At 39.9% G+C, this 18153-nt stretch carries 20 protein-coding genes and 1 pseudogene; 11 read left to right on the top strand and 10 right to left on the bottom strand.

All coding sequences use genetic code 11. The features are described 5' to 3' along the window. Window positions 1-23: 23 nt before the first annotated feature. The 7 genes from BW976_RS29120 to rsfS form a co-directional block, all read right to left on the bottom strand. Window positions 24-383: a hypothetical protein gene (locus BW976_RS29120; RefSeq protein ID WP_139332386.1), complete on the bottom strand. Its 360-nt coding sequence runs from the start codon at window positions 381-383 to the stop codon at window positions 24-26. A gap of 398 nt (window positions 384-781) precedes the next feature. Beyond that, complete coding sequence (locus BW976_RS22270) at window positions 782-1144, bottom strand: hypothetical protein (RefSeq protein WP_076376650.1); 363 nt, start codon at window positions 1142-1144, stop codon at window positions 782-784. A gap of 230 nt (window positions 1145-1374) precedes the next feature. Continuing rightward, complete coding sequence (locus BW976_RS22265) at window positions 1375-2028, bottom strand: hypothetical protein (RefSeq protein ID WP_076376648.1); 654 nt, start codon at window positions 2026-2028, stop codon at window positions 1375-1377. Between the two features lie 203 nt (window positions 2029-2231). Beyond that, window positions 2232-2750 (bottom strand): hypothetical protein, encoded by a 519-nt coding sequence (locus BW976_RS22260; RefSeq protein WP_139332385.1) that lies wholly within the window; start codon window positions 2748-2750, stop codon window positions 2232-2234. 353 nt (window positions 2751-3103) lie between these two features. Next, complete coding sequence (locus BW976_RS22255) at window positions 3104-3754, bottom strand: LutC/YkgG family protein (RefSeq protein ID WP_076376644.1); 651 nt, start codon at window positions 3752-3754, stop codon at window positions 3104-3106. Between the two features lie 55 nt (window positions 3755-3809). Further along, window positions 3810-5912 carry an ATP-dependent zinc metalloprotease FtsH gene (gene ftsH, locus BW976_RS22250; RefSeq protein WP_139332384.1) on the bottom strand — a complete coding sequence of 701 codons (2103 nt, stop codon included), beginning with the start codon at window positions 5910-5912 and terminating at the stop codon, window positions 3810-3812. A 93-nt stretch (window positions 5913-6005) separates the two neighbouring features. Further along, complete coding sequence (gene rsfS / locus BW976_RS22245; RefSeq protein WP_076376642.1) at window positions 6006-6380, bottom strand: ribosome silencing factor; 375 nt, start codon at window positions 6378-6380, stop codon at window positions 6006-6008. A 47-nt stretch (window positions 6381-6427) separates the two neighbouring features. Between rsfS and BW976_RS22240 the strand changes: the two genes are divergently transcribed. The 4 genes from BW976_RS22240 to pfkA all read left to right on the top strand — a co-directional run bounded on the left by BW976_RS22240 (window position 6428) and on the right by pfkA (window position 10556). After that, window positions 6428-7198: a biotin--[acetyl-CoA-carboxylase] ligase gene (locus BW976_RS22240; RefSeq protein WP_076376640.1), complete on the top strand. Its 771-nt coding sequence runs from the start codon at window positions 6428-6430 to the stop codon at window positions 7196-7198. 4 nt (window positions 7199-7202) lie between these two features. Continuing rightward, window positions 7203-7655 (top strand): protein-disulfide reductase DsbD domain-containing protein, encoded by a 453-nt coding sequence (locus tag BW976_RS22235; protein WP_076376638.1) that lies wholly within the window; start codon window positions 7203-7205, stop codon window positions 7653-7655. A gap of 22 nt (window positions 7656-7677) precedes the next feature. Then, a complete protein-coding gene (locus BW976_RS22230; RefSeq protein ID WP_084192308.1) occupies window positions 7678-9432 on the top strand; it encodes a protein-disulfide reductase DsbD family protein in 1755 nt (584 codons plus the stop codon). 146 nt (window positions 9433-9578) lie between these two features. Next, the gene (gene pfkA, locus BW976_RS22225; protein ID WP_076376636.1) at window positions 9579-10556 is read left to right on the top strand and encodes a 6-phosphofructokinase; all 978 of its coding nucleotides are present in this window, start codon (window positions 9579-9581) and stop codon (window positions 10554-10556) included. 4 nt (window positions 10557-10560) lie between these two features. Here the strand turns inward: pfkA and BW976_RS22220 are convergent, their stop codons facing one another. Next, entirely contained in the window at window positions 10561-12291 is a 1731-nt protein-coding gene (locus BW976_RS22220; RefSeq protein ID WP_076376634.1) for a PAS domain-containing protein, read from the bottom strand. Between the two features lie 66 nt (window positions 12292-12357). Next, a complete protein-coding gene (locus tag BW976_RS22215) occupies window positions 12358-12900 on the bottom strand; it encodes a 5' nucleotidase, NT5C type (RefSeq protein WP_245834765.1) in 543 nt (180 codons plus the stop codon). Window positions 12901-13055: 155 nt separating this feature from the next. Between BW976_RS22215 and BW976_RS22210 the strand changes: the two genes are divergently transcribed. The 7 genes from BW976_RS22210 (at window position 13056) to rplS (ending at window position 16863) form a co-directional block, all read left to right on the top strand. Continuing rightward, window positions 13056-13595, top strand: a complete 540-nt coding sequence (locus BW976_RS22210; protein WP_076376630.1) for a 30S ribosomal protein S16 — start codon at window positions 13056-13058, stop codon at window positions 13593-13595. Window positions 13596-13693: 98 nt separating this feature from the next. Then, the gene (rimM, locus tag BW976_RS22205) at window positions 13694-14221 is read left to right on the top strand and encodes a ribosome maturation factor RimM (protein ID WP_076376628.1); all 528 of its coding nucleotides are present in this window, start codon (window positions 13694-13696) and stop codon (window positions 14219-14221) included. Window positions 14222-14395: 174 nt separating this feature from the next. Then, the gene (locus BW976_RS22200) at window positions 14396-14884 is read left to right on the top strand and encodes a hypothetical protein (protein WP_139332383.1); all 489 of its coding nucleotides are present in this window, start codon (window positions 14396-14398) and stop codon (window positions 14882-14884) included. 8 nt (window positions 14885-14892) lie between these two features. Continuing rightward, window positions 14893-15093, top strand: coding sequence for a helix-turn-helix transcriptional regulator (locus BW976_RS22195; protein WP_076376626.1), 201 nt, complete (start codon window positions 14893-14895; stop codon window positions 15091-15093). A 13-nt stretch (window positions 15094-15106) separates the two neighbouring features. Then, window positions 15107-15496, top strand: coding sequence for a VOC family protein (locus tag BW976_RS22190; RefSeq protein WP_076376624.1), 390 nt, complete (start codon window positions 15107-15109; stop codon window positions 15494-15496). 95 nt (window positions 15497-15591) lie between these two features. Further along, the gene (gene trmD / locus BW976_RS22185) at window positions 15592-16266 is read left to right on the top strand and encodes a tRNA (guanosine(37)-N1)-methyltransferase TrmD (protein WP_076376622.1); all 675 of its coding nucleotides are present in this window, start codon (window positions 15592-15594) and stop codon (window positions 16264-16266) included. A gap of 249 nt (window positions 16267-16515) precedes the next feature. Further along, complete coding sequence (gene rplS / locus BW976_RS22180; RefSeq protein ID WP_076376620.1) at window positions 16516-16863, top strand: 50S ribosomal protein L19; 348 nt, start codon at window positions 16516-16518, stop codon at window positions 16861-16863. A gap of 610 nt (window positions 16864-17473) precedes the next feature. Here rplS and BW976_RS22175 read toward each other — a convergent pair. Continuing rightward, window positions 17474-18127 (bottom strand): annotated as a pseudogene (locus BW976_RS22175) (phosphatidylserine decarboxylase family protein); the annotation flags it as partial. Window positions 18128-18153: the final 26 nt, after the last annotated feature.

Genomic DNA, 18153 nt, shown 5'->3' with positions numbered 1-18153 from the left:
TTAGATAAATTAAAAAACACATGTTACAATGTTTTTATAGCATTAATGGAATTAGCCTTTTTATACTGATATATAAACGCAACAGACAGTAACGAATATAAAATAAGACAGGCAATATCCGGTATTACCTGGGCCAATATAAAAAAGTGATAGTTTTGTTTATAAGCCATATAGCTGTAAGCTATATGGAAAAACATAAAAGCAAGCGCGTAGAATAATATCCCAGCCGTGGCCCAAAATGGCGGATAGCGAACAATATCCAGGTTCTCATCGACATTATTGATCAAATTAAAATAATATAAACATACCAGCACTGTAAGCATACTGTTTTGCAAAACCATGGCAATGGTGTTCAGCATAAAAAAGCCCTGAATAAAAACCATATCAATAAAAGAAAAGAGCACTATTATAAAAAGCACGATGTGGACCTTCTTTCTATATTGCTTTCTTTTATCAAAAGCGCTTATAAAGCGGGTATAAATAATTGTTTCGAGAATTGATTCTAGGTTGTAACACCATACATTGGTATGGTGCCATAGCATCCAAAATTTAAGGTTGGCAAACTCATAAATTACAATGAACGCCAAAAAAGGGAGGAATATCTTAAAATTGCGGTCAAGCTTTTTGTAAGTGTATAAACAAACAAAAAACGCGAAAAGCTCAAAATAAAAAAAGATATACCGAAGCATAAGATCATATTAGGGTAAATGCTAAGTTAAATACTTTAATTAAAGCATTTACCTTTAGATGAATATTGCCTTACAAAAATAGTTACGATAGGTCAGTTGCATACAGGTGGACATAGCGGGCCTTGATTAAAAGGCCCCATAGGGTCTTCAGAATCCAATGGACCTACGCCATCTTCTAATGCATCGGCATGTTCAGTAAGATTTTCAACAGTACCTATCAATACAACCGTAGTTTGATTGGGATAATGTTCGTTTTTATGATCGTAGGCGGCAAAATGAATTCTTACCCCTGTAGCATGTTCGGGTAGATTGTTGATGAAGGATTTCAATTTATCAAGCGACATCCAGACAGACTGTGTATCGTTGATATTGTGTTCCTTATCAATTAATTTTTTTCGGGTGGCAGCGTAATGGTCCACCATTTTTTGGGCAATAGATAAATCGATAGGTTTCATTATTGTGGTTTTTATTCAATTAAGCGGTCTGTTTCCTGGATAAAGTATAGCTAAATTTATCAGAGGTATAATTTATCAGCAAGAAATTATCGGCTTAAGTTGGTTGGTGAAAAAACGTAAACAAGATCAGTACAAAACCCGCAAATATTACAGATTAATCAAAAATAGGTTTTTTTTAGAAATTATCCTTATGCAAGCATAAATCAAAATAAGGTGAGAGGTAATGGATCTCAGTATAACTTTTTGAACCTTGTAAAGCATAAAAATGCCAAGCCTAAAAATACATATATAAACAGACAACCCATTTCGTGGATTAGATATGCTATTGGATAAAAATGATAGTTGTTTTTAACCAGCAGGTTGTCAAACGACGCAAAGAAAAAATAACTGGCCAATGAATACAATAATAAGCCTATGGCGGCTAAAAATGGAGGGAAACGGAGCAAGTAGGGGTATTCGTCTGCATGGCTAAATAAATTATATAAGTAAACAAAGGCCATGGTGGCTAATATAATGCTTTGTGATGAAAAGGCTATGGTAGCCACAGTCCAGAAAGTATGTATAAAAAAAATGTCAATGAGGGATATAACTAGACCAATAGCAACAGCCATATAAACCCTCTTTTTGTGCCTTTTTCGTTCATCTAAAGATGCCATAAATTGTCCATACACCAATAGTTCAATAATGCCTTCCAGGTTATTGCACCATGCATTTGAATGATGCAATAAAAGTAACTTTATAAAGAACAGGTTCATAAACTCATAAACAACAACAAATGCCAGAAAAGGGAGAAATATTTTAAAGTTGTTATCCAGTTTTTTATAGGCATATACACAACATATAAATGCAAATAATTCAAAAAGGAAATATAATGGATAGAGCATTAATATTATTTTGCGACCAGCAAAGATAAATGCTGGAATTAATATATTATTTGAAATCGTATTTAACGATTGAAAAACTCTGAAAAAATAAATTAAAGCGCACATTGTACAACATTCTTTACGAATGTCATATTTAAAACAGAAGACAATTTATAATAGCTAAATAATACTTGAATTATAAAATATTAGATCACGATCAATTGTTATTGAATCTTAGTATCGCTTTTAACTCTTGTAAAGCGTAAAAACGCAAGGCCTAAAAATGTATATATGAATGCGCAACCCATTTCGTTGACTAAATACGCGATCATGAAAAAATGGTAGTTGTTTTTAGCCAACAGGTTATCAAATGTTACAGAATGAAAAAAGCAGGTCAGTGAATATAATAGCAATCCGGTAGCCACTAAAAATGGGGGGAAACGGAACAAATTGGGGTATTTATCTGAATGACTTAATAAATTAGATAAATAAACGAGCGCCATGTTGGCTAATATGATGTTTTGGGATAAAAATGCTACAGTAGTTGAAGTCCAAAAGCTATGTATAAAAAGAATGTCAATAATGGTTATAGTTATGCCAGTAGCAATGGCAATGTATACTCTCCTTTTGTACGCTTTTCGCTTATCTAAAGAGGCCATAAATTGCCCATATACCACCAGTTCAACAACGCCTTCCATGTTACCACACCAGGCATTTGAATGATGTAATAAAATCAATTTCATAAAGAAGATATTGATAAACTCATAAATGACAACAAATGTTAGAAATGGGAGGAATATTTTAAAATTACTATCCAGCTTTCTGTAAGCGTACGCACAGCATATAAATGCAAATAATTCAAAAAAGAAATATATGGGATAAAACATGAATGTTATGAATGATAACAAAGATAATGTCACGGTTGAAATACTATATTTAAACGTGAGTAGCGATTAAATAGTGATGGGAAAGATGAAACTAAAACATAATTAATACAATATGTTGCTCGAGAAAGAAGTTTAGCTGGTCGCATTTAGAACAAACTTTATAAAGCTTCTAATCGATAATTATGGTATTTTAAATATAAAATATTATTTTAAGACAAGTTACTGTCATCCAGCAAAAAAACAAAAAGTTCTTTGGGGCCATGGGCGCCCAGTACCAGGGTTTTTTCGATGTCGGCGGTGCGGCTTGGGCCGGTAACATTACTGATCATTGATGGCAGCTGGTTGTCATATTTCTTTTTGATGAGTTTAAAGCCATCTTTAAGATCAAGCACCATTTGAGAGGTATAGGCCAGCACAATATGCACAGGGGGGTATATGCTTAAGCGCCTGCCCGCCATATTACCGTTTGACAGGAGTATACTGCCATTGCGGGCTATCAGCGCTTCGCAAAAGGTAAAACCAACGTCGGCCTGTTCAAAATCTTTGTCGGTTTCGTAAAAGGGGTATTCAAAACGGGTGAGTATTTCCTGTAGCCCCGGTTCCCAGCAATATATTTTACGCCAATTTCGCTCTTCGGCCAGGGTGAGCAACGTTTCAATAAATTGCACTTCATCCTCACAAAAAACAAATTGCCCGTTAACAGCAGTAAACTGTTCGGCAAATATTACCTCGGGAATCTCCTCATTAGATGCGTAAAGTGGCAGGTCCTCTAATTGGGGGTAGGGGTTATCCCTTTTTTCGAGGAGGGCCTTACGGATTTTTTTAAGCAGCTTTTCTTTTGATGTGGTAATATCCCTCATGGTAAAAATAGCAAAGCCATCAGCGGGGCTGATGGCTTTATATTATTAGTGTTTATTATAATTTCGGATCTTCGCTGTCAATTCTTGAAAGCTCGGGGTTGGTTAAGCTATCGGGAATGGCGTTGTTGTCAACATCAGGGTTTAAAGCAGCCTCGCCGTTCACAAATTTATCATAAGTGGTACGTTCGTCAAATGGACGTTTGCCCAATATTTCTTCCAGATCTGATTGAAACAGTACTTCCTTCTCTAATAATTTCTGAGCTATATTTTCCAAACCTTCGCGTTTTTCGTTCAGCAATACTTTGGTTTTCTGATAAACATCGTCAACCAGTTTGCGTACCTCGTTATCGATCATCTCGGCAGTGGTATCCGAATAAGGTTTATTAAACTGGTATTCACCCTGCGGATCATAGAAGGACACATTACCTACGTTGCCGTTCATGCCATAAATTTTGGTCATGGCATAGGCCAGTTTGGTGATACGTTCCAAATCGCTCAGGGCTCCGGTTGATATCCGGCCAAAAACAATATCCTCAGCAACACGACCGCCCATTGAAACGCTCATTTCATCAAGCAATTGTTCGGTAGTGTATAAAAACTGCTCTTTTGGCAGATATTGAGCATAGCCTAATGCTGCCACACCACGCGGAACAATAGATACTTTAACTAAAGGATCGGCATGTTCCAGGAACCAACCAGCAATGGCGTGACCAGCTTCGTGGTAAGCCACAATGCGTTTTTCTTCGGGAGATATGATCTTGTTTTTCTTTTCCAAACCACCAATAACACGGTCAATGGCATCCTGAAAATCGGTCATATCAACCGACTCTTTATTTTTACGGGCGGCAATCAGAGCCGCTTCGTTACAAACGTTGGCTATCTCCGCACCGGCAAAACCCGGGGTTTGTGCCGATAACTTTTTCGCGTCCACACCATCTGATAGTTTAATAGGTTTCAAGTGAACTTTGAAGATCTGCTCACGACCAATCAAATCGGGTTTATCAATAGATACTTGTCTGTCGAAACGGCCAGGGCGTAATAATGCAGAATCCAGTACGTCCGGGCGGTTTGTGGCCGCCAGGATAATAATGCCTGAATCGGTGCCGAAGCCATCCATTTCCACCAATAACTGGTTCAGCGTATTTTCGCGCTCATCATTACCACCAACAATATTGTTTTTACCACGGGCACGGCCAATGGCATCAATCTCGTCAATAAATATGATACATGGAGCTTTGTCTTTTGCCTGGCGGAACAAATCACGTACACGTGACGCACCCACACCAACAAACATCTCCACAAAATCGGATCCTGACAGCGAGAAGAACGGTACCTGCGCCTCGCCAGCTACGGCTTTGGCCAATAGTGTTTTACCGGTACCCGGTGAGCCTACCAACAGGGCTCCTTTGGGTATTTTACCACCCAGATTAGTATATTTTTTGGGGTTTTTAAGGAAATCTACAATTTCCATTACCTCTTGCTTGGCTTCTTCTAAACCAGCAACATCGTTAAAAGTTACAGATACCTGCGCTTCTTTATCAAAAAGGGTAGCTTTTGATTTACCAATATTAAATATCTGTCCACCGGGGCCGCCACCAGAACCGCCAGACATGCGGCGCATGATAAATATCCAAACACCCGCAAACAGGATAACCATGATAACTCCCTGTACTAACCAGTTTGATAAAAAGCTTTCATGCCCTTGTTCGTACTGCAAGGTTACTTTTTGATCCTCCGGCATGTCTTTCTGTGCATTTGCTACAGATTGTTTCAGGCTTTCATATGACGCATCGGTAAAAGTGTATTGAGGGCCATTGTTTGTAGTATTAAACAATCGCTGATCTTTGCCGGCCTTAGCATATTGGGGTTTGGTTAAGCTTTCTTTTTTGATGTAAACTTCAGCTGTCACCAGGTCGCCGCTTTTATAGGCTATCAGTTTTTCAACGTCATTTTGTTTAAGCATCACTTCAACATCCTTGAAGGTAGTTTGCGTACCCGAGCCGCCGCTTAAAAGGGTAGGTACCAGTAAAAATGCTAAAATAACAATGCCGTAAAGCCACATGATATTAAACTTGGGCGGTTTAGGCGGTGTTTTTTTATTAAGTATTTTCCTGATAGGTTTCGGACTTTCTGATTTATTATCTTTAATATCTTTCATTTCTTTGTTACGAGCTCAAACTTACAATCTATAATTTAAAATTTACAAAGGTTTAGTACATGACTCAACCCGGAGGGTAATTGTGACGAAAGTTTAAGCACTTTTGTAATATTTAATTTCAGCATCACCCCACAGTTCTTCTACGCCGTAAAACTCACGTTTGTCGGTTCTGAAAACGTGAACTACAACATCCACGTAATCAAGTAGTATCCATTCTCCGTATTCCAAACCTTCTTTGCGCCAGGGTTCCTGTTGGGTAGCTTTAAAAACTTCTTCTTCAATGCTATTGGCAATAGCTTTTACCTGTGTTGTTGAATCGGCATGGCAGATCACAAAATAATCCGATACCGAACCCAATAAATTCCGGAGGTCTAACCTTATAATATCATTCCCCTTTTTTTCCTGTATGCCATGTATGGCCAGTTCAGAAATATAGGCCGATTGATTTAACACTTTGTTTTTTACCATCAAAAAGAATTAGTTTTGAACGTTCTTGGGTTAAAAATTATTATACTTTGCAAAATAACATATTTTCGGGATTATTTGTTGGTCAAAATTTAGTAACAATTCAACAAGTTGACTCAACCAACACATTCCTCAAAACATTACTGTCAAATTCCAAGCCATTGCCCGAAGGTACGGTCATTATGGCAGAAAGCCAATATGCAGGCAGGGGCCAGCAGCAAAACAAATGGCATAGCGAGCCCGGAAAAAACCTTACTTTCAGTATTTTACTGACACCAGCGTTCTTAGCCATAAGCGATCAGTTTGATTTGAACCGCGTAGTAAGCCTGGGGGTTTATGATGCTTTGCATCCTTACCTGAGCGATAATCTTAAAATAAAATGGCCCAATGATATTTATTATGGCGACAGAAAGCTCGGTGGTATATTGATAGAAACGCATGTTCAGGGCGCCAATATCAAGGATGCTATCATTGGTATTGGCCTTAACATTAACCAGGAAAGTTTTGAACCTGGAGCAGGCAATGCTATATCCCTTAGGCAAATCTTACACAGGGATTATGATTTAAAAACAATATTGTCAGAAATTTGCGGTCATATTGAAGCATATTATCTTAATTTAAGGGCCGGTAAATTTTTGTTTGTAAGGAATACGTACTTATCCCGACTATATTGGTTAAACGAGGTAAAGCGTTTCAAGTCAAACGACCAGGTTTTTGATGGCGTTATAAAAAACGTAAAAGAAAATGGAATGCTGGTTGTTGAAAATAATAACGGGCAGCAAGAGTTTAGTTTAAAACAAATTGAATTTTTAAATAAATAATTAAATGAAGAAAGTACTGTTGGTAATTGTTGCATTAGTGATGTGCGCAGGGGCCTATGCCCAAATCGAAACGCCGGTAAGATGGTCATACGCGGCAAAAAAGTTGAATGATAAAGAAGCCATTGTGTTTTTAAAGGCTACTATTCAACCCAGCTGGCATATTTACTCGCTTAATGTTAAGGATGGCGGACCAATAAAAACTTCATTTGAATTTACACCATCAAAATTATACGTGCCGATTGGCAAAACCTCAGAGCCAACCCCGGTAACCAAATACGAGAAGGCTTTTAGCATGAATGTAAGCTACTTTGAAAAAGAAGTGGTTTTTCAACAAAAAATAAGTCTTAAATCTGCATCTGCCACCAGTGTTACCGGTAAGCTTACTTATATGACCTGTAACGACAAAAAGTGTCTTCCACCAGAAGATGTTGATTTCACTATTCCTTTAGGCAAATAATTTTACCTCAAGGACAACAGCAATGAAACTATTAAAAAAGGGCGTTTATTTACGCATTGTACTGGCCACATTAATGGTATTGGCCATTTTTTGTTCCGTTGGTGTTACACCTGCATTGGCCGTACAAAAAACTAAAGCCGATACGGTATCAACTGCAGGCGTGCAGTTTACTGACATACCTACCGCTGCTGATAGCATAGCTATCAGGAAAAAGGCAGCCGATTCCGCAGCAAAAGCTCAGGCCTCGGTTAAGCAAAAAGCGGAACAGCAAAAGGCGCCATCAACGGAAAAGCCTAAAACACTTTGGCAGATATTTATATTCGGGCTTTTGGGTGGTTTTACTGCAGTGATACTGCCTTGTATATATCCATTATTGCCGCTAACGGTGAGTTTCTTTACCAAAAAGAGTGGCAGCCGTAAAAAGGCCATCGGTCAATCGCTTATTTATGGAGTGTCTATTATCATTATCTATGTAACCCTGGGTTTGTTAATCTCCATTATTTTTGGTTCTGATGCCCTCAATCAACTGGCTACAAACGGTATATTCAATATATTTTTCTTCTTACTGCTTGTTGTATTTGGCATATCATTCCTGGGGGCATTTGAAATCACATTGCCGAGTTCATTGGCTAACAAGCTGGATGCAAATGCGGATAAAGGGGGCCTTGCTGGCATATTCTTTATGGCATCAACCCTGGTAGTAGTGTCTTTTTCATGCACCGGGCCAATTATTGGCACCCTGCTGGTTGACGCAGCTTCCAAAGGCGATCGTTTGGGCCCCGCTGTGGGTATGTTTGGTTTTGCATTAGCATTGGCACTGCCGTTCACCATATTTGCGCTGTTTCCTTCAGCATTAAAAAGTCTTCCAAAATCAGGTGGGTGGTTAAACAGTGTGAAAGTTATTTTGGGATTCCTGGAACTGGCTTTTGCGCTTAAGTTTTTATCAAATGTTGATTTAGCCTATCATTGGAACTGGTTTGACAGGGAGATATTCTTATCACTTTGGATAGCTATTGGTTTATTAATGGGACTTTACCTCATTGGTAAGGTAAAGTTTTCGCATGATAGCGATGTAAAGTATCTTTCTATCCCACGTACCTTTTTAGCCATCATCGTATTTGCGTTTGTGGTTTATATGATCCCCGGTTTGTGGGGTGCCCCTTTAAAATCCATCAGCGCGTTTTTGCCTCCTGAGGCAACACAGGATTTTAATTTGTCGAGTATTCCGGGAGGGTTAGCGGCACCTTCGTCAACACCAACCGTTGTAGTTCCCGCGAGTATTGGCGAAAAGAAGTATGCTGGCAACTATACCCGCATAAAAACCCGTGGGCTTGATTCGTGGTATGATTATGATCAGGCTTTACAGGTTTCAAAGGCTACACATAAACCCATATTGATTGACTTTACTGGGTTTAACTGTGTAAACTGCCGTAAAATGGAAGCCAACGTTTGGTCGGATCCCGAAGTTTTCAGGCGCTTGCGCGATGATTTTGTGCTGCTTCAGCTGGTTGTTGATGATAAAGCAGCCCTGGATACTAAAGAGCAGTTTGTATCAACGTATAGTGGTAAAAAAATAACCACCCTGGGAGGCAAATGGAGCGATCTGGAAGCCAGTCGTTTTAACTCCAACTCTCAACCCTTATATGTGATGCTGGACAGTGAAGGTAGCTTTTTAAAAGATGCTACAGGAAAAGATATTCCAACTTCACCAGCTGATTATGATATAGCCAGCTACATTAAATTTTTAGATAGCGGTATAGCGGCTTTCAAAAAGTAGGCTCAGCCTTAAAAAATAAAATGTAAATTCGCGGCAAGTTTTAAAGCTTAGCCGCGTTTTTAATTTAAGGGCTACTTTAAAAACACTTAATTAAATTATTCAATTTTTTAAAGGTAGAGCCCCTAATGCTCATATCAGGATAAAAAATGACGCAGATTAAAAATATCGGACTTTTTACTTCAGGTGGCGACGCGCCGGGAATGAACGCTGCCATAAGGGCGGTTGTTCGTACGGCTATATACTATGATATTGCAGTTACTGGTATACGCCGCGGTTATGACGGCATGACCAAAGGCGATTTTATACCCATGAACCGTAAATCGGTTTCAAATATTATACAAAGAGGCGGTACTATTTTAAAAACAGCTCGCTGCGATAACTTCAGAACACCCGAAGGTCGCAAACAAGCATACGATCAATTAAAAAAACACAACGTTGATGCCCTGGTAGCTATTGGCGGCGACGGTACTTTTACCGGTGCCAAAGTATTTGGCAGTGAGTATGACATTCCTGTAATTGGCCTGCCCGGCACTATTGACAATGATTTGATGGGTACCGACTTTACCATAGGTTATGATACCGCCATCAATACAGTTGTTGAGGCCGTGGATAAGATCAGGGATACGGCCGAATCGCACGACAGGTTGTTTATTGTTGAAGTAATGGGCCGCGACTCTGGGCTGATCGCTTTACGCACAGGTATTGCTGCCGGTGCCGAAGCTATATTGATACCCGAAAGCAAAGGAGGCATGGAAGGTTTATTTAACCGCCTGGAACATGGCCGTAAAGATAAAACCTCCCGGATTGTTATCGTAGCCGAAGGTGAAGAAGCCGGAGGGGCGTTTGAAGTTGGTCGTCTGGTTCAGGAAAAATTTCCTCACTATGATACCCGTATCTCTATATTAGGACATATACAACGCGGCGGAGCGCCAAGCTGTATGGACAGGGTATTGGCAAGCCGTGTAGGCGCTGCCGCTGTAGAGGCTTTAAGAGATGGTCACCGTAACGAAATGATAGGTATTATTCATAACGAGATTGCTTATACACCGTTTGAGCACGCTATTAAGCATCACATCGAGATCAACCCTAATCTGTTAAAACTAGTTGAAATACTATCGATGTAAATTTTTAGCCTTCATGGTTGTTTCCCGTGAAGGTGTGATCAACAATGAGGCGAATTACATCGTCAATCTCAGTACTCACAATTTGCAGGTAATCAATAATTTGTTTGTTTTCGGGGTTATTGGGGTTTTCCCTGTCCATAATATTGATGAGGCCCAGCATACTTGCAACGGGTCTTCTTAATTCATGTGAACTCAGCGAGGCAATATTGCGCATACGTTTATTTTGACTCAGGAGCTCCTGTTCGGTTTTAAGCCTCTCTGATATATCATGGGCAAAACAACCAACGCCCTTGATCTCACCATTGGAGGCAAAAATGGGGTTAAAGCTTACCTCGTAAAACGCAGGATTTTTGGCCTCGTCATCAACACTTTCTAAAACAATTGTATAATTTTCGCCATTTAATGCACGCCTGTAATAGGCACTCCATTCATCAATAACTTCCTGTGGAAAGCCCACGTCTTTATAAGAATACTCCCCTTTTTGAGGAGATACGCCGGTCATGGCTTTTATTTGCGCTATATAAGCGTTGTTCATATAAACATAACGGTTATCCGTGTCTACCGACCATATTTTATCATTGGTGTTGTTGATCAAGGCCTCCAGGTTGTTTTTAGTCCATAGCGCTTCCTCCTGCGCGCGCATCTCATAAGTAACATTTTTGGCAAATACAGTTATGCCTTCTGTAGATGGATAAACTGCCGTGCGGAACCATTTATTCAATGGAGCAAAATATACCATGAACTTTACGCTTTCCTGTTTGGCTTGCGCTTCACGATACGCAATCTCAAAAGGTGTATTAATAAGTTGGGGGAATAGGTCCCATATTACTTTACCCAATAACTGGGCACGGGGTTTTCCCCATATTTTTTCAAAAGCGGCATTTACCCGCACAAAACGCCAATTGTTATCAATAATAAAAAACGAATCGGTTATGCTTTCAATAAAGGTATCCAGCTTTTGAGCGGTGTCCCTGACCTTGGCTTCAATTTTGATCCTGGCTGTTACGTCGTGGCCAATGCCCTGGATCTCACATACCTCACCATTCTCGTTAACAATGGATATCAACTCCCATTCGGTATCATGCAGGTTGCCATGTACATCAGGTTTTTTATGCAATAGCGGAACGACCTTGCCTGGGTTGTTTAAACATTCCATAAAGGCATTTTCGCACAAATGAGCTTCTTCCGATAAGCTTGTTACCGAAAAATGCTTACCTAAAATATCTTTAGCCTTATACCCCAGTGTTTTTAAATATTGCCGGTTAACAAATGTGTAGTTACCACTGGTATCTATACGGATTAGAAAACTGGTTTGTGAGTCAATAAGTGAGTTTAAAAACTGCTGACTATGCTCTGCACCCGTTGATGAGGCGGTGGTGCAGTTTGTTTTAGCGTGAGTTGCCTTGATAGTGCTTAATAATACCTTGTGTCCGGTGGCCGCATCGGTAATGAGGCTTTTTTTGTCGGTAATGTTCTTTGTGGTTTGCTGAGGAGTGGTTATTTGGTAGCTTAATTCAACGCTACTGTTTTCGGCAAGGGTATTAATAAGGGATTTTATACCAGCAAGGTTCTCTTTGTGGATCAATTTATCCCACAGGCGGTTGTCCCGATAGAGCTCGCGGGCGGTAATTCCCAAAACAGCATCAATGCCCTGACCGATAAACAGGTACTTTTGCTCATGAATATCAAAAGCAAGTACACAATCGATAGAATCAATAGTGGTATGGCTTAACATCCTTTAAATTAGTGATAGGGGGGCTACCACTTAAATATAGGATATTTATTTCAAAGGTTGTTCATCTTATTCATGTAATAATTTAGTTGCAACATCATCCCAGGTGTTAACACGCTCAAAATCGTTGATTAAAAGGTTATGTGGAGAGGTGAATAATAGCTTGCGGCCCTTGAAAGTCACAAAATTCTTGATTCGGTCATCAATCATCACGTCAACATCTAAAATCTTGTGTCCGCAAAAAATAATGTTGGTCCAGGAGATAAAAGGGAAGTGCTCATTAAGCCAATCCAGCTTATCTTCTAAAGAATACTTGAACTCCATTGCGGACGAGGCTATGTAAACATCATATTTTTCATGCAGGGCCTTTACCACGTCCTGGCAGCCCGGCATCACTGGCAAATCGCGAAAAAAGCCCCTTTCATTGATGTACTCTCTTAGACTGTTACTGAGGTGAGGAGGAAGTATTTCCCTGAACTCCTTACCATGCATATCGCCGAGCGATATTTTGGTTTGATGGCGTTCGTCATATAAGGTAATAAATTTAGCGATGGTATCAGCCATTACCTCGTCCATATCAATGGCTATGCGTAGTTTTCTATTTAAACTCATGGCCCTGAAATTGCGATTTTTTTCAGTTACCCCATAGCGCGTTCAGATTAATTAAATAATTAATTACAAGCGTTTTAAATTATTACAAATAATTTATACCTTTGCATCCCCGCAGAAAGTACTCCGGGGACATGTTGAATACATAAAAAGAAAAAATGGCAACTAAGATCAGACTGCAAAGACACGGTAAAAAAGGCAAACCTTTTTACTACATCGTAGTAGCAGATGCCCGCGCTCCACGCGACGGTCGTTTCATTGAGCGTTTAGGTTCATACAACCCAAACACCAATCCTGCAACTATCGACATTAACTTCGACAAAACATTAGAGTGGGTTAACACAGGTGCCCAACCGACTGATACTTGTCGCGCTATCCTTTCATACAAAGGTGTGCTTTACAAAAAACACTTAGAAGGTGGTGTTAAAAAAGGTGCCTTAACCGAAGAACAAGCTGCAGCTAAATTTGCAGAGTGGACTGAGCAAAAAGACGGTAAGATCACTGGCAAAAAAACAAACTTATTATCGGCAAAAGACGAAGCGCGTAAAGCTGCTTTGGCTGCTGAAGCTAAAAAGAAAGAAGAAAAAGCTGCTGCTATTGCTGCTAAAAATGCTCCTGTTGCTGAAGAAGTTGCAGAAGAGGAAGCTCCGGCTGAAGAAGCTGCTGCTGAAACAGACGCTGCTGAAAGCGCCGAATAATTTTTTTATAGAAGCAAGAGATCAAAACTCTAACTTCTTAATTCTCATCAAAGGCGAAGCAAACCAGCTTCGCCTTTGTTTTTAAAAGCTGTTTTTTTATGAAAACCGAAGATTGTTTCCGGGTAGGTAGTATATTAAAAACCAAGGGCCTGAAAGGCGAAATGCAGATATATGTTGATTTTGATGGTCTGGACGCCATTAAGTTCGATGCTTTATTTGTGGATATAGCCGGCAAACTGATCCCATATTTTGTAGCCTCCATCAAGTATCTGCAAAAAAACAATGCCTATTTATATCTGGAGGATGTAGACGCTATTGAAAAAGCAGCCATGCTGGTAAAAAAAGACATTTACCTGCCTAATAAGCTAAAGCCCAAAAAGAAAAAAAGCGAATTTACACTGAACGATGTCAAAGGCTTTATTGCCGTTGACGAAACTCACGGCGAACTGGGCGAAATACTGGAGGTACAGGAATACCCGCAACAACTGATAGCCGTTGTTCAATACAAAAACAAGGAAGTAATGTTCCCGCTGAACCTGGATATTATAAAAGGCATTGATGTAGAAGGCGGCGAGATCTATGTTGACCTGCCCGAAGGTTTATTGGATGTTTATTTGTCTGAATAGTTCTTTTTGAAGCAAAGATTTTTGGAATAAGGATAAAGGACCATCTAATAGTCTAAAAACGCCGGTCATATCGAACTTGTTTCGGCATCTCACAAAACAATTAAAACATTATACTTAACCAATGCCTGTGTCCTCACAGGCATTTTGCGTTTAAGGAAGAAGCTTTAAAATAAAATGTCAAATATGTTTGACATTTGTAAGGTTTGTTTTACATTTGGTAAATCAAACTTTACAAATATGAAATCACGATTTTTAATTCCGCGTAAGTTCCGCATCGTAGGCTTTATTTTATTTATAGTTGGCATTACCTCATTTTTTATGGTGTATACAGCTCCTTCTTATGCTAATAATATTTATGAAATAAATGGTGTGGCTAAAGTAGCGGGGGCATACGGGGGCTGTATTCGGGCAATAATAATGGGATTGCTGATTATTGGTTTTTCAAAAGAAAAAGTGGAAGATGAACAAATAGCGCAATTGCGGCTCGAAAGTTTGCAATGGTCAGTTTATATAAATTATATTATCCTTGTATTGTGCTTTTTTTTAATAGGAGGGATAGGTCTTTTACCGGTCATTATATTAAATATGCTAACTCCTGTAGTTTTCTTTATCATCCGTTTCAGGTGGAAGATCTTCCAGAATAATCGTTTAATAAAAGAATAATTACGGGTATGAAAAATAACATTCGCATAGAACGCGCCATCAAAAATATTACCCAGGCTGATTTGGCCGATCAGGTAGGGGTATCGCGCCAAACCATCAATACCATCGAGAGTAATAAATACGTACCCTCAACTGTGCTGGCCTTAAAAATTGCCCGCATATTTGGAAAATGTGTTGAAGAAGTGTTTATATTAGAGGAAGAAGATTAAAAAGCAGCCCATTATGCAAAGTAAGCCAACCTTCGCCCCGCAATTGGTTATCCCTAACGGAGTAACCGATATCAGTTTTTATATCAAAGCGTTTGGCGCTGTTGAGTTGCGGCGCTTTAGTGATGATGACGGTACTATCCATGTGTCGGAATTAAGTATAAATGGGGCTTTGTTTCATCTGCACGAGCAAACGCAGCATTCAACAGCCGTAAGTCCGGACAAATACCACGCTACCACGGTAACCATCGGTCTTTTTGTGGACGATGTGCACGAGGTGGTAGCACAGGCCGAAGCTGCGGGAGCCAGCGTAAGATCGCCAGTGCAGGATTATGATTATGGCTACCGGCAAGGGGAAGTGATAGATCCTTTTGGGCATCACTGGCTAATTGAAAAAGCTATTTGATTTTTGAAGATCAAAAAGAACAGTACTTCCTGGGTCTTGATTCTTGACTCTTATTTCTATCGAGTCATCTGCACATTGATTTACTATCTTTGCACATGCGTTTTGATATCATATCTGTTTTGCCCGATCTGTTGGTAAGTCCGTTTGCACACTCCATTTTACAGCGTGCCCAAAAAAAGGGCATCGCCAAAATTTATGTGCATAACCTGCGCGATTACTCCACCAGCAAACAAAAAAGCGTTGACGACTATCCCTATGGCGGCGGCAGTGGTATGGTGATGACTATTCCTCCGTTTGCGGCTTGCATTGAAAAACTGAAAGCCGAGCGGGAGTATGACGAGATCATCTTCATGTCGCCGGATGGTGAGTCTCTGAACCAGGCTATCGCTAATCAGCTTTCTATAAAGAGCAACATCATTATTTTATGCGGACACTATAAAGGTATCGATCAGCGTATCCGCGATATCTATGTTACCCGCGAAATTTCCATTGGCGATTATGTGTTATCGGGTGGTGAGTTACCTGCCGCCGTACTGGTGGATGCCGTAGTGCGCCTGATCCCGGGCGTGCTGAGCGATGAAACCTCGGCCCTGAGCGACTCGTTCCAGGATGATATGCTCGATGCCCCGGTGTACACCCGCCCGGCCGACTGGAATGGCCACAAAGTGCCCGGCATCCTGCTGAGTGGCAATACGCCCGAAATTGAAAAATGGCGTTTTGAACAGGCGCTCGAGCGCACCAAAAACCGCCGGCCCGATTTGCTGGAGTAGGTGAGCATAATTGGGTGAAGTTAGATTAAGCTGATTGAGCAGCTTAGGTTAATTTAAAAATATTTCTTTTGACTTGTATAATTCCTAACTACTCACTCCATCAACTAAATCAACCAAAATCCAACTATGTTTTGTTAGTAAAATACAAAATGTGGAAATTTTTAAAATAGACTTTTATATATTAAAAAAAATCCCTATAATTGCAATCCGATTTTTACGGGCTAAAAATCGCTTTAAGAGCTAAAAATCATGGATTTAGTAAAATTTGTTGAAGAGCAATCAGTAGAAAAAAAGCAGTTTCCTTCCTTTAAGGCTGGTGATACTGTAAGTGTACATTATAAAATCAGAGAAGGAAATAAAGAACGTGTTCAGCTTTATCAAGGTGTTGTTATTCAACGTAACAGTACTGGAAATAATGAAACATTTACCGTTCGTAAAGTTTCAAACGGCATAGGTGTAGAGCGTATCTTCCCTATCAACTCTCCAAACATTGATAAAATTGAAGTGAACAGCGTAGGTAAAGTGCGTCGTTCTAAACTTTACTATCTGCGTGCCCTTACTGGTAAAGCAGCTCGTATCAAATCAAAAAGAGTTTAATTCCCTTCTCCGTTTATAACGGAAAAGTATTTGATATTGCAAAAGGCCTTTCTGGATTTTTATTCGGGAAGGCCTTTTTTATGGGAAAAATTTCAACTTCAAAGTTTGTCATACTGAACGATTGACGCATTTGTTGTGCAACAAATCCACTGAAGAAGCCCCTTTGCTATTGTTCAGGATGACAACGTAAAGCCTACCACCATGTCATTGCAAACGAAGTGTGGCAATCTCATCATACTGATCACTCACGTCAACTCAATATGACAGACCTTGTGTGTGTATTCTGATGAGATTGCTTCGTCGTTCCTCGCAATGATATGGTTTGAGTATTGCGATATGTAGCAATAAGTGATTACTCTTTTTTGCCTTTTTGCTTAGCGGCAGCAGGTTTTTTAGGCGCCGCTTTCTTTACTGTTTTTTTCGGCTCCTCGGTTTTGGGATGATCTATCACCAGCGGTAATTCACCCTGGTGAGCCTCGTTTTCAATAATGGTTGGTTCTTCTTCGGCTATTTGTTCTGCCACATGTGCAGAAGCGGTTAATGATTCTATAGATACCGGTTTGATGGTGGCATGCCCTTCCGTTGCAGTAACAGCCGTTAACGCGCTGGGTAGTTCGGCCAATACAGTACGACCACCTTTAACCACATCACCAATGTTTACCAGTATTTTGGAGCCTAGGGGTAAAAATACGTCAACTCTCGAACCAAACTTAATAAAGCCAAATTGCTGACCTTGTTCAACAATATCGCCCTCTTTTACATACCATACAATACGGCGGGCCAATGCGCCGGCTATTTGCCTGAATAATACCGATACCCCTTCACTATTTTGAACAACAACGGTAGTACGCTCGTTTTCGGTTGATGATTTGGGGTGCCAGGCCACAAGGTATTTACCTTTGTGGTATTTAAAATAACTTACTACACCCGCTATAGGGTTGCGGTTGACGTGTACATTTACCGGCGACATAAAAACCGATAACTGGATGCGTCTGTCTTTCAGATACTCAGTTTCGTCAGCTTCCTCTATCACTACCACCTTGCCATCGGCTGGGCAAAGTACAGTGGTTTCGTCGGTGCTGATATCAAAAAACGGACTGCGGAAGAATTGTACAATCACAGCCAGAAACATAAACGATAAAATATAGATTATCCACTTTAAGGTATGTGCTTGCGGTAGATAAAATTGGATAGCAGCGTTTAAAACCAATAAAAACAATATAGTTAGCGCCAATGAGGTATATCCTTCTTTATGAAAAGTCATAGTATGGGGTTATTTATTACAAAACT

The sequence above is a fragment of the Mucilaginibacter lappiensis genome (genome assembly GCF_900155965.1).
In the GTDB taxonomy this organism is placed as follows: domain Bacteria; phylum Bacteroidota; class Bacteroidia; order Sphingobacteriales; family Sphingobacteriaceae; genus Mucilaginibacter; species Mucilaginibacter lappiensis.
Note: the sequence above shows the minus strand (reverse complement) of the source record. Positions and strands in the feature narration are given on the sequence as shown.

Coding starts and splice junctions, on each gene's coding strand:
- BW976_RS29120 (WP_139332386.1), bottom strand. CDS start 383: ATGGTTTTTATTCAGGGCTTTTTTATGCTGAACACCATTGCCATGGTT.
- BW976_RS22270 (WP_076376650.1), bottom strand. CDS start 1,144: ATGAAACCTATCGATTTATCTATTGCCCAAAAAATGGTGGACCATTAC.
- BW976_RS22265 (WP_076376648.1), bottom strand. CDS start 2,028: ATGCTCTATCCATTATATTTCCTTTTTGAATTATTTGCATTTATATGT.
- BW976_RS22260 (WP_139332385.1), bottom strand. CDS start 2,750: ATGAAATTGATTTTATTACATCATTCAAATGCCTGGTGTGGTAACATG.
- BW976_RS22255 (WP_076376644.1), bottom strand. CDS start 3,754: ATGAGGGATATTACCACATCAAAAGAAAAGCTGCTTAAAAAAATCCGT.
- ftsH (WP_139332384.1), bottom strand. CDS start 5,912: ATGAAAGATATTAAAGATAATAAATCAGAAAGTCCGAAACCTATCAGG.
- rsfS (WP_076376642.1), bottom strand. CDS start 6,380: ATGGTAAAAAACAAAGTGTTAAATCAATCGGCCTATATTTCTGAACTG.
- BW976_RS22235 (WP_076376638.1), top strand. CDS start 7,203: ATGAAGAAAGTACTGTTGGTAATTGTTGCATTAGTGATGTGCGCAGGG.
- BW976_RS22230 (WP_084192308.1), top strand. CDS start 7,678: ATGAAACTATTAAAAAAGGGCGTTTATTTACGCATTGTACTGGCCACA.
- pfkA (WP_076376636.1), top strand. CDS start 9,579: ATGACGCAGATTAAAAATATCGGACTTTTTACTTCAGGTGGCGACGCG.
- BW976_RS22220 (WP_076376634.1), bottom strand. CDS start 12,291: ATGTTAAGCCATACCACTATTGATTCTATCGATTGTGTACTTGCTTTT.
- BW976_RS22215 (WP_245834765.1), bottom strand. CDS start 12,900: ATGAGTTTAAATAGAAAACTACGCATAGCCATTGATATGGACGAGGTA.
- BW976_RS22210 (WP_076376630.1), top strand. CDS start 13,056: ATGGCAACTAAGATCAGACTGCAAAGACACGGTAAAAAAGGCAAACCT.
- rimM (WP_076376628.1), top strand. CDS start 13,694: ATGAAAACCGAAGATTGTTTCCGGGTAGGTAGTATATTAAAAACCAAG.
- BW976_RS22200 (WP_139332383.1), top strand. CDS start 14,396: ATGTCAAATATGTTTGACATTTGTAAGGTTTGTTTTACATTTGGTAAA.
- BW976_RS22195 (WP_076376626.1), top strand. CDS start 14,893: ATGAAAAATAACATTCGCATAGAACGCGCCATCAAAAATATTACCCAG.
- BW976_RS22190 (WP_076376624.1), top strand. CDS start 15,107: ATGCAAAGTAAGCCAACCTTCGCCCCGCAATTGGTTATCCCTAACGGA.
- trmD (WP_076376622.1), top strand. CDS start 15,592: ATGCGTTTTGATATCATATCTGTTTTGCCCGATCTGTTGGTAAGTCCG.
- rplS (WP_076376620.1), top strand. CDS start 16,516: ATGGATTTAGTAAAATTTGTTGAAGAGCAATCAGTAGAAAAAAAGCAG.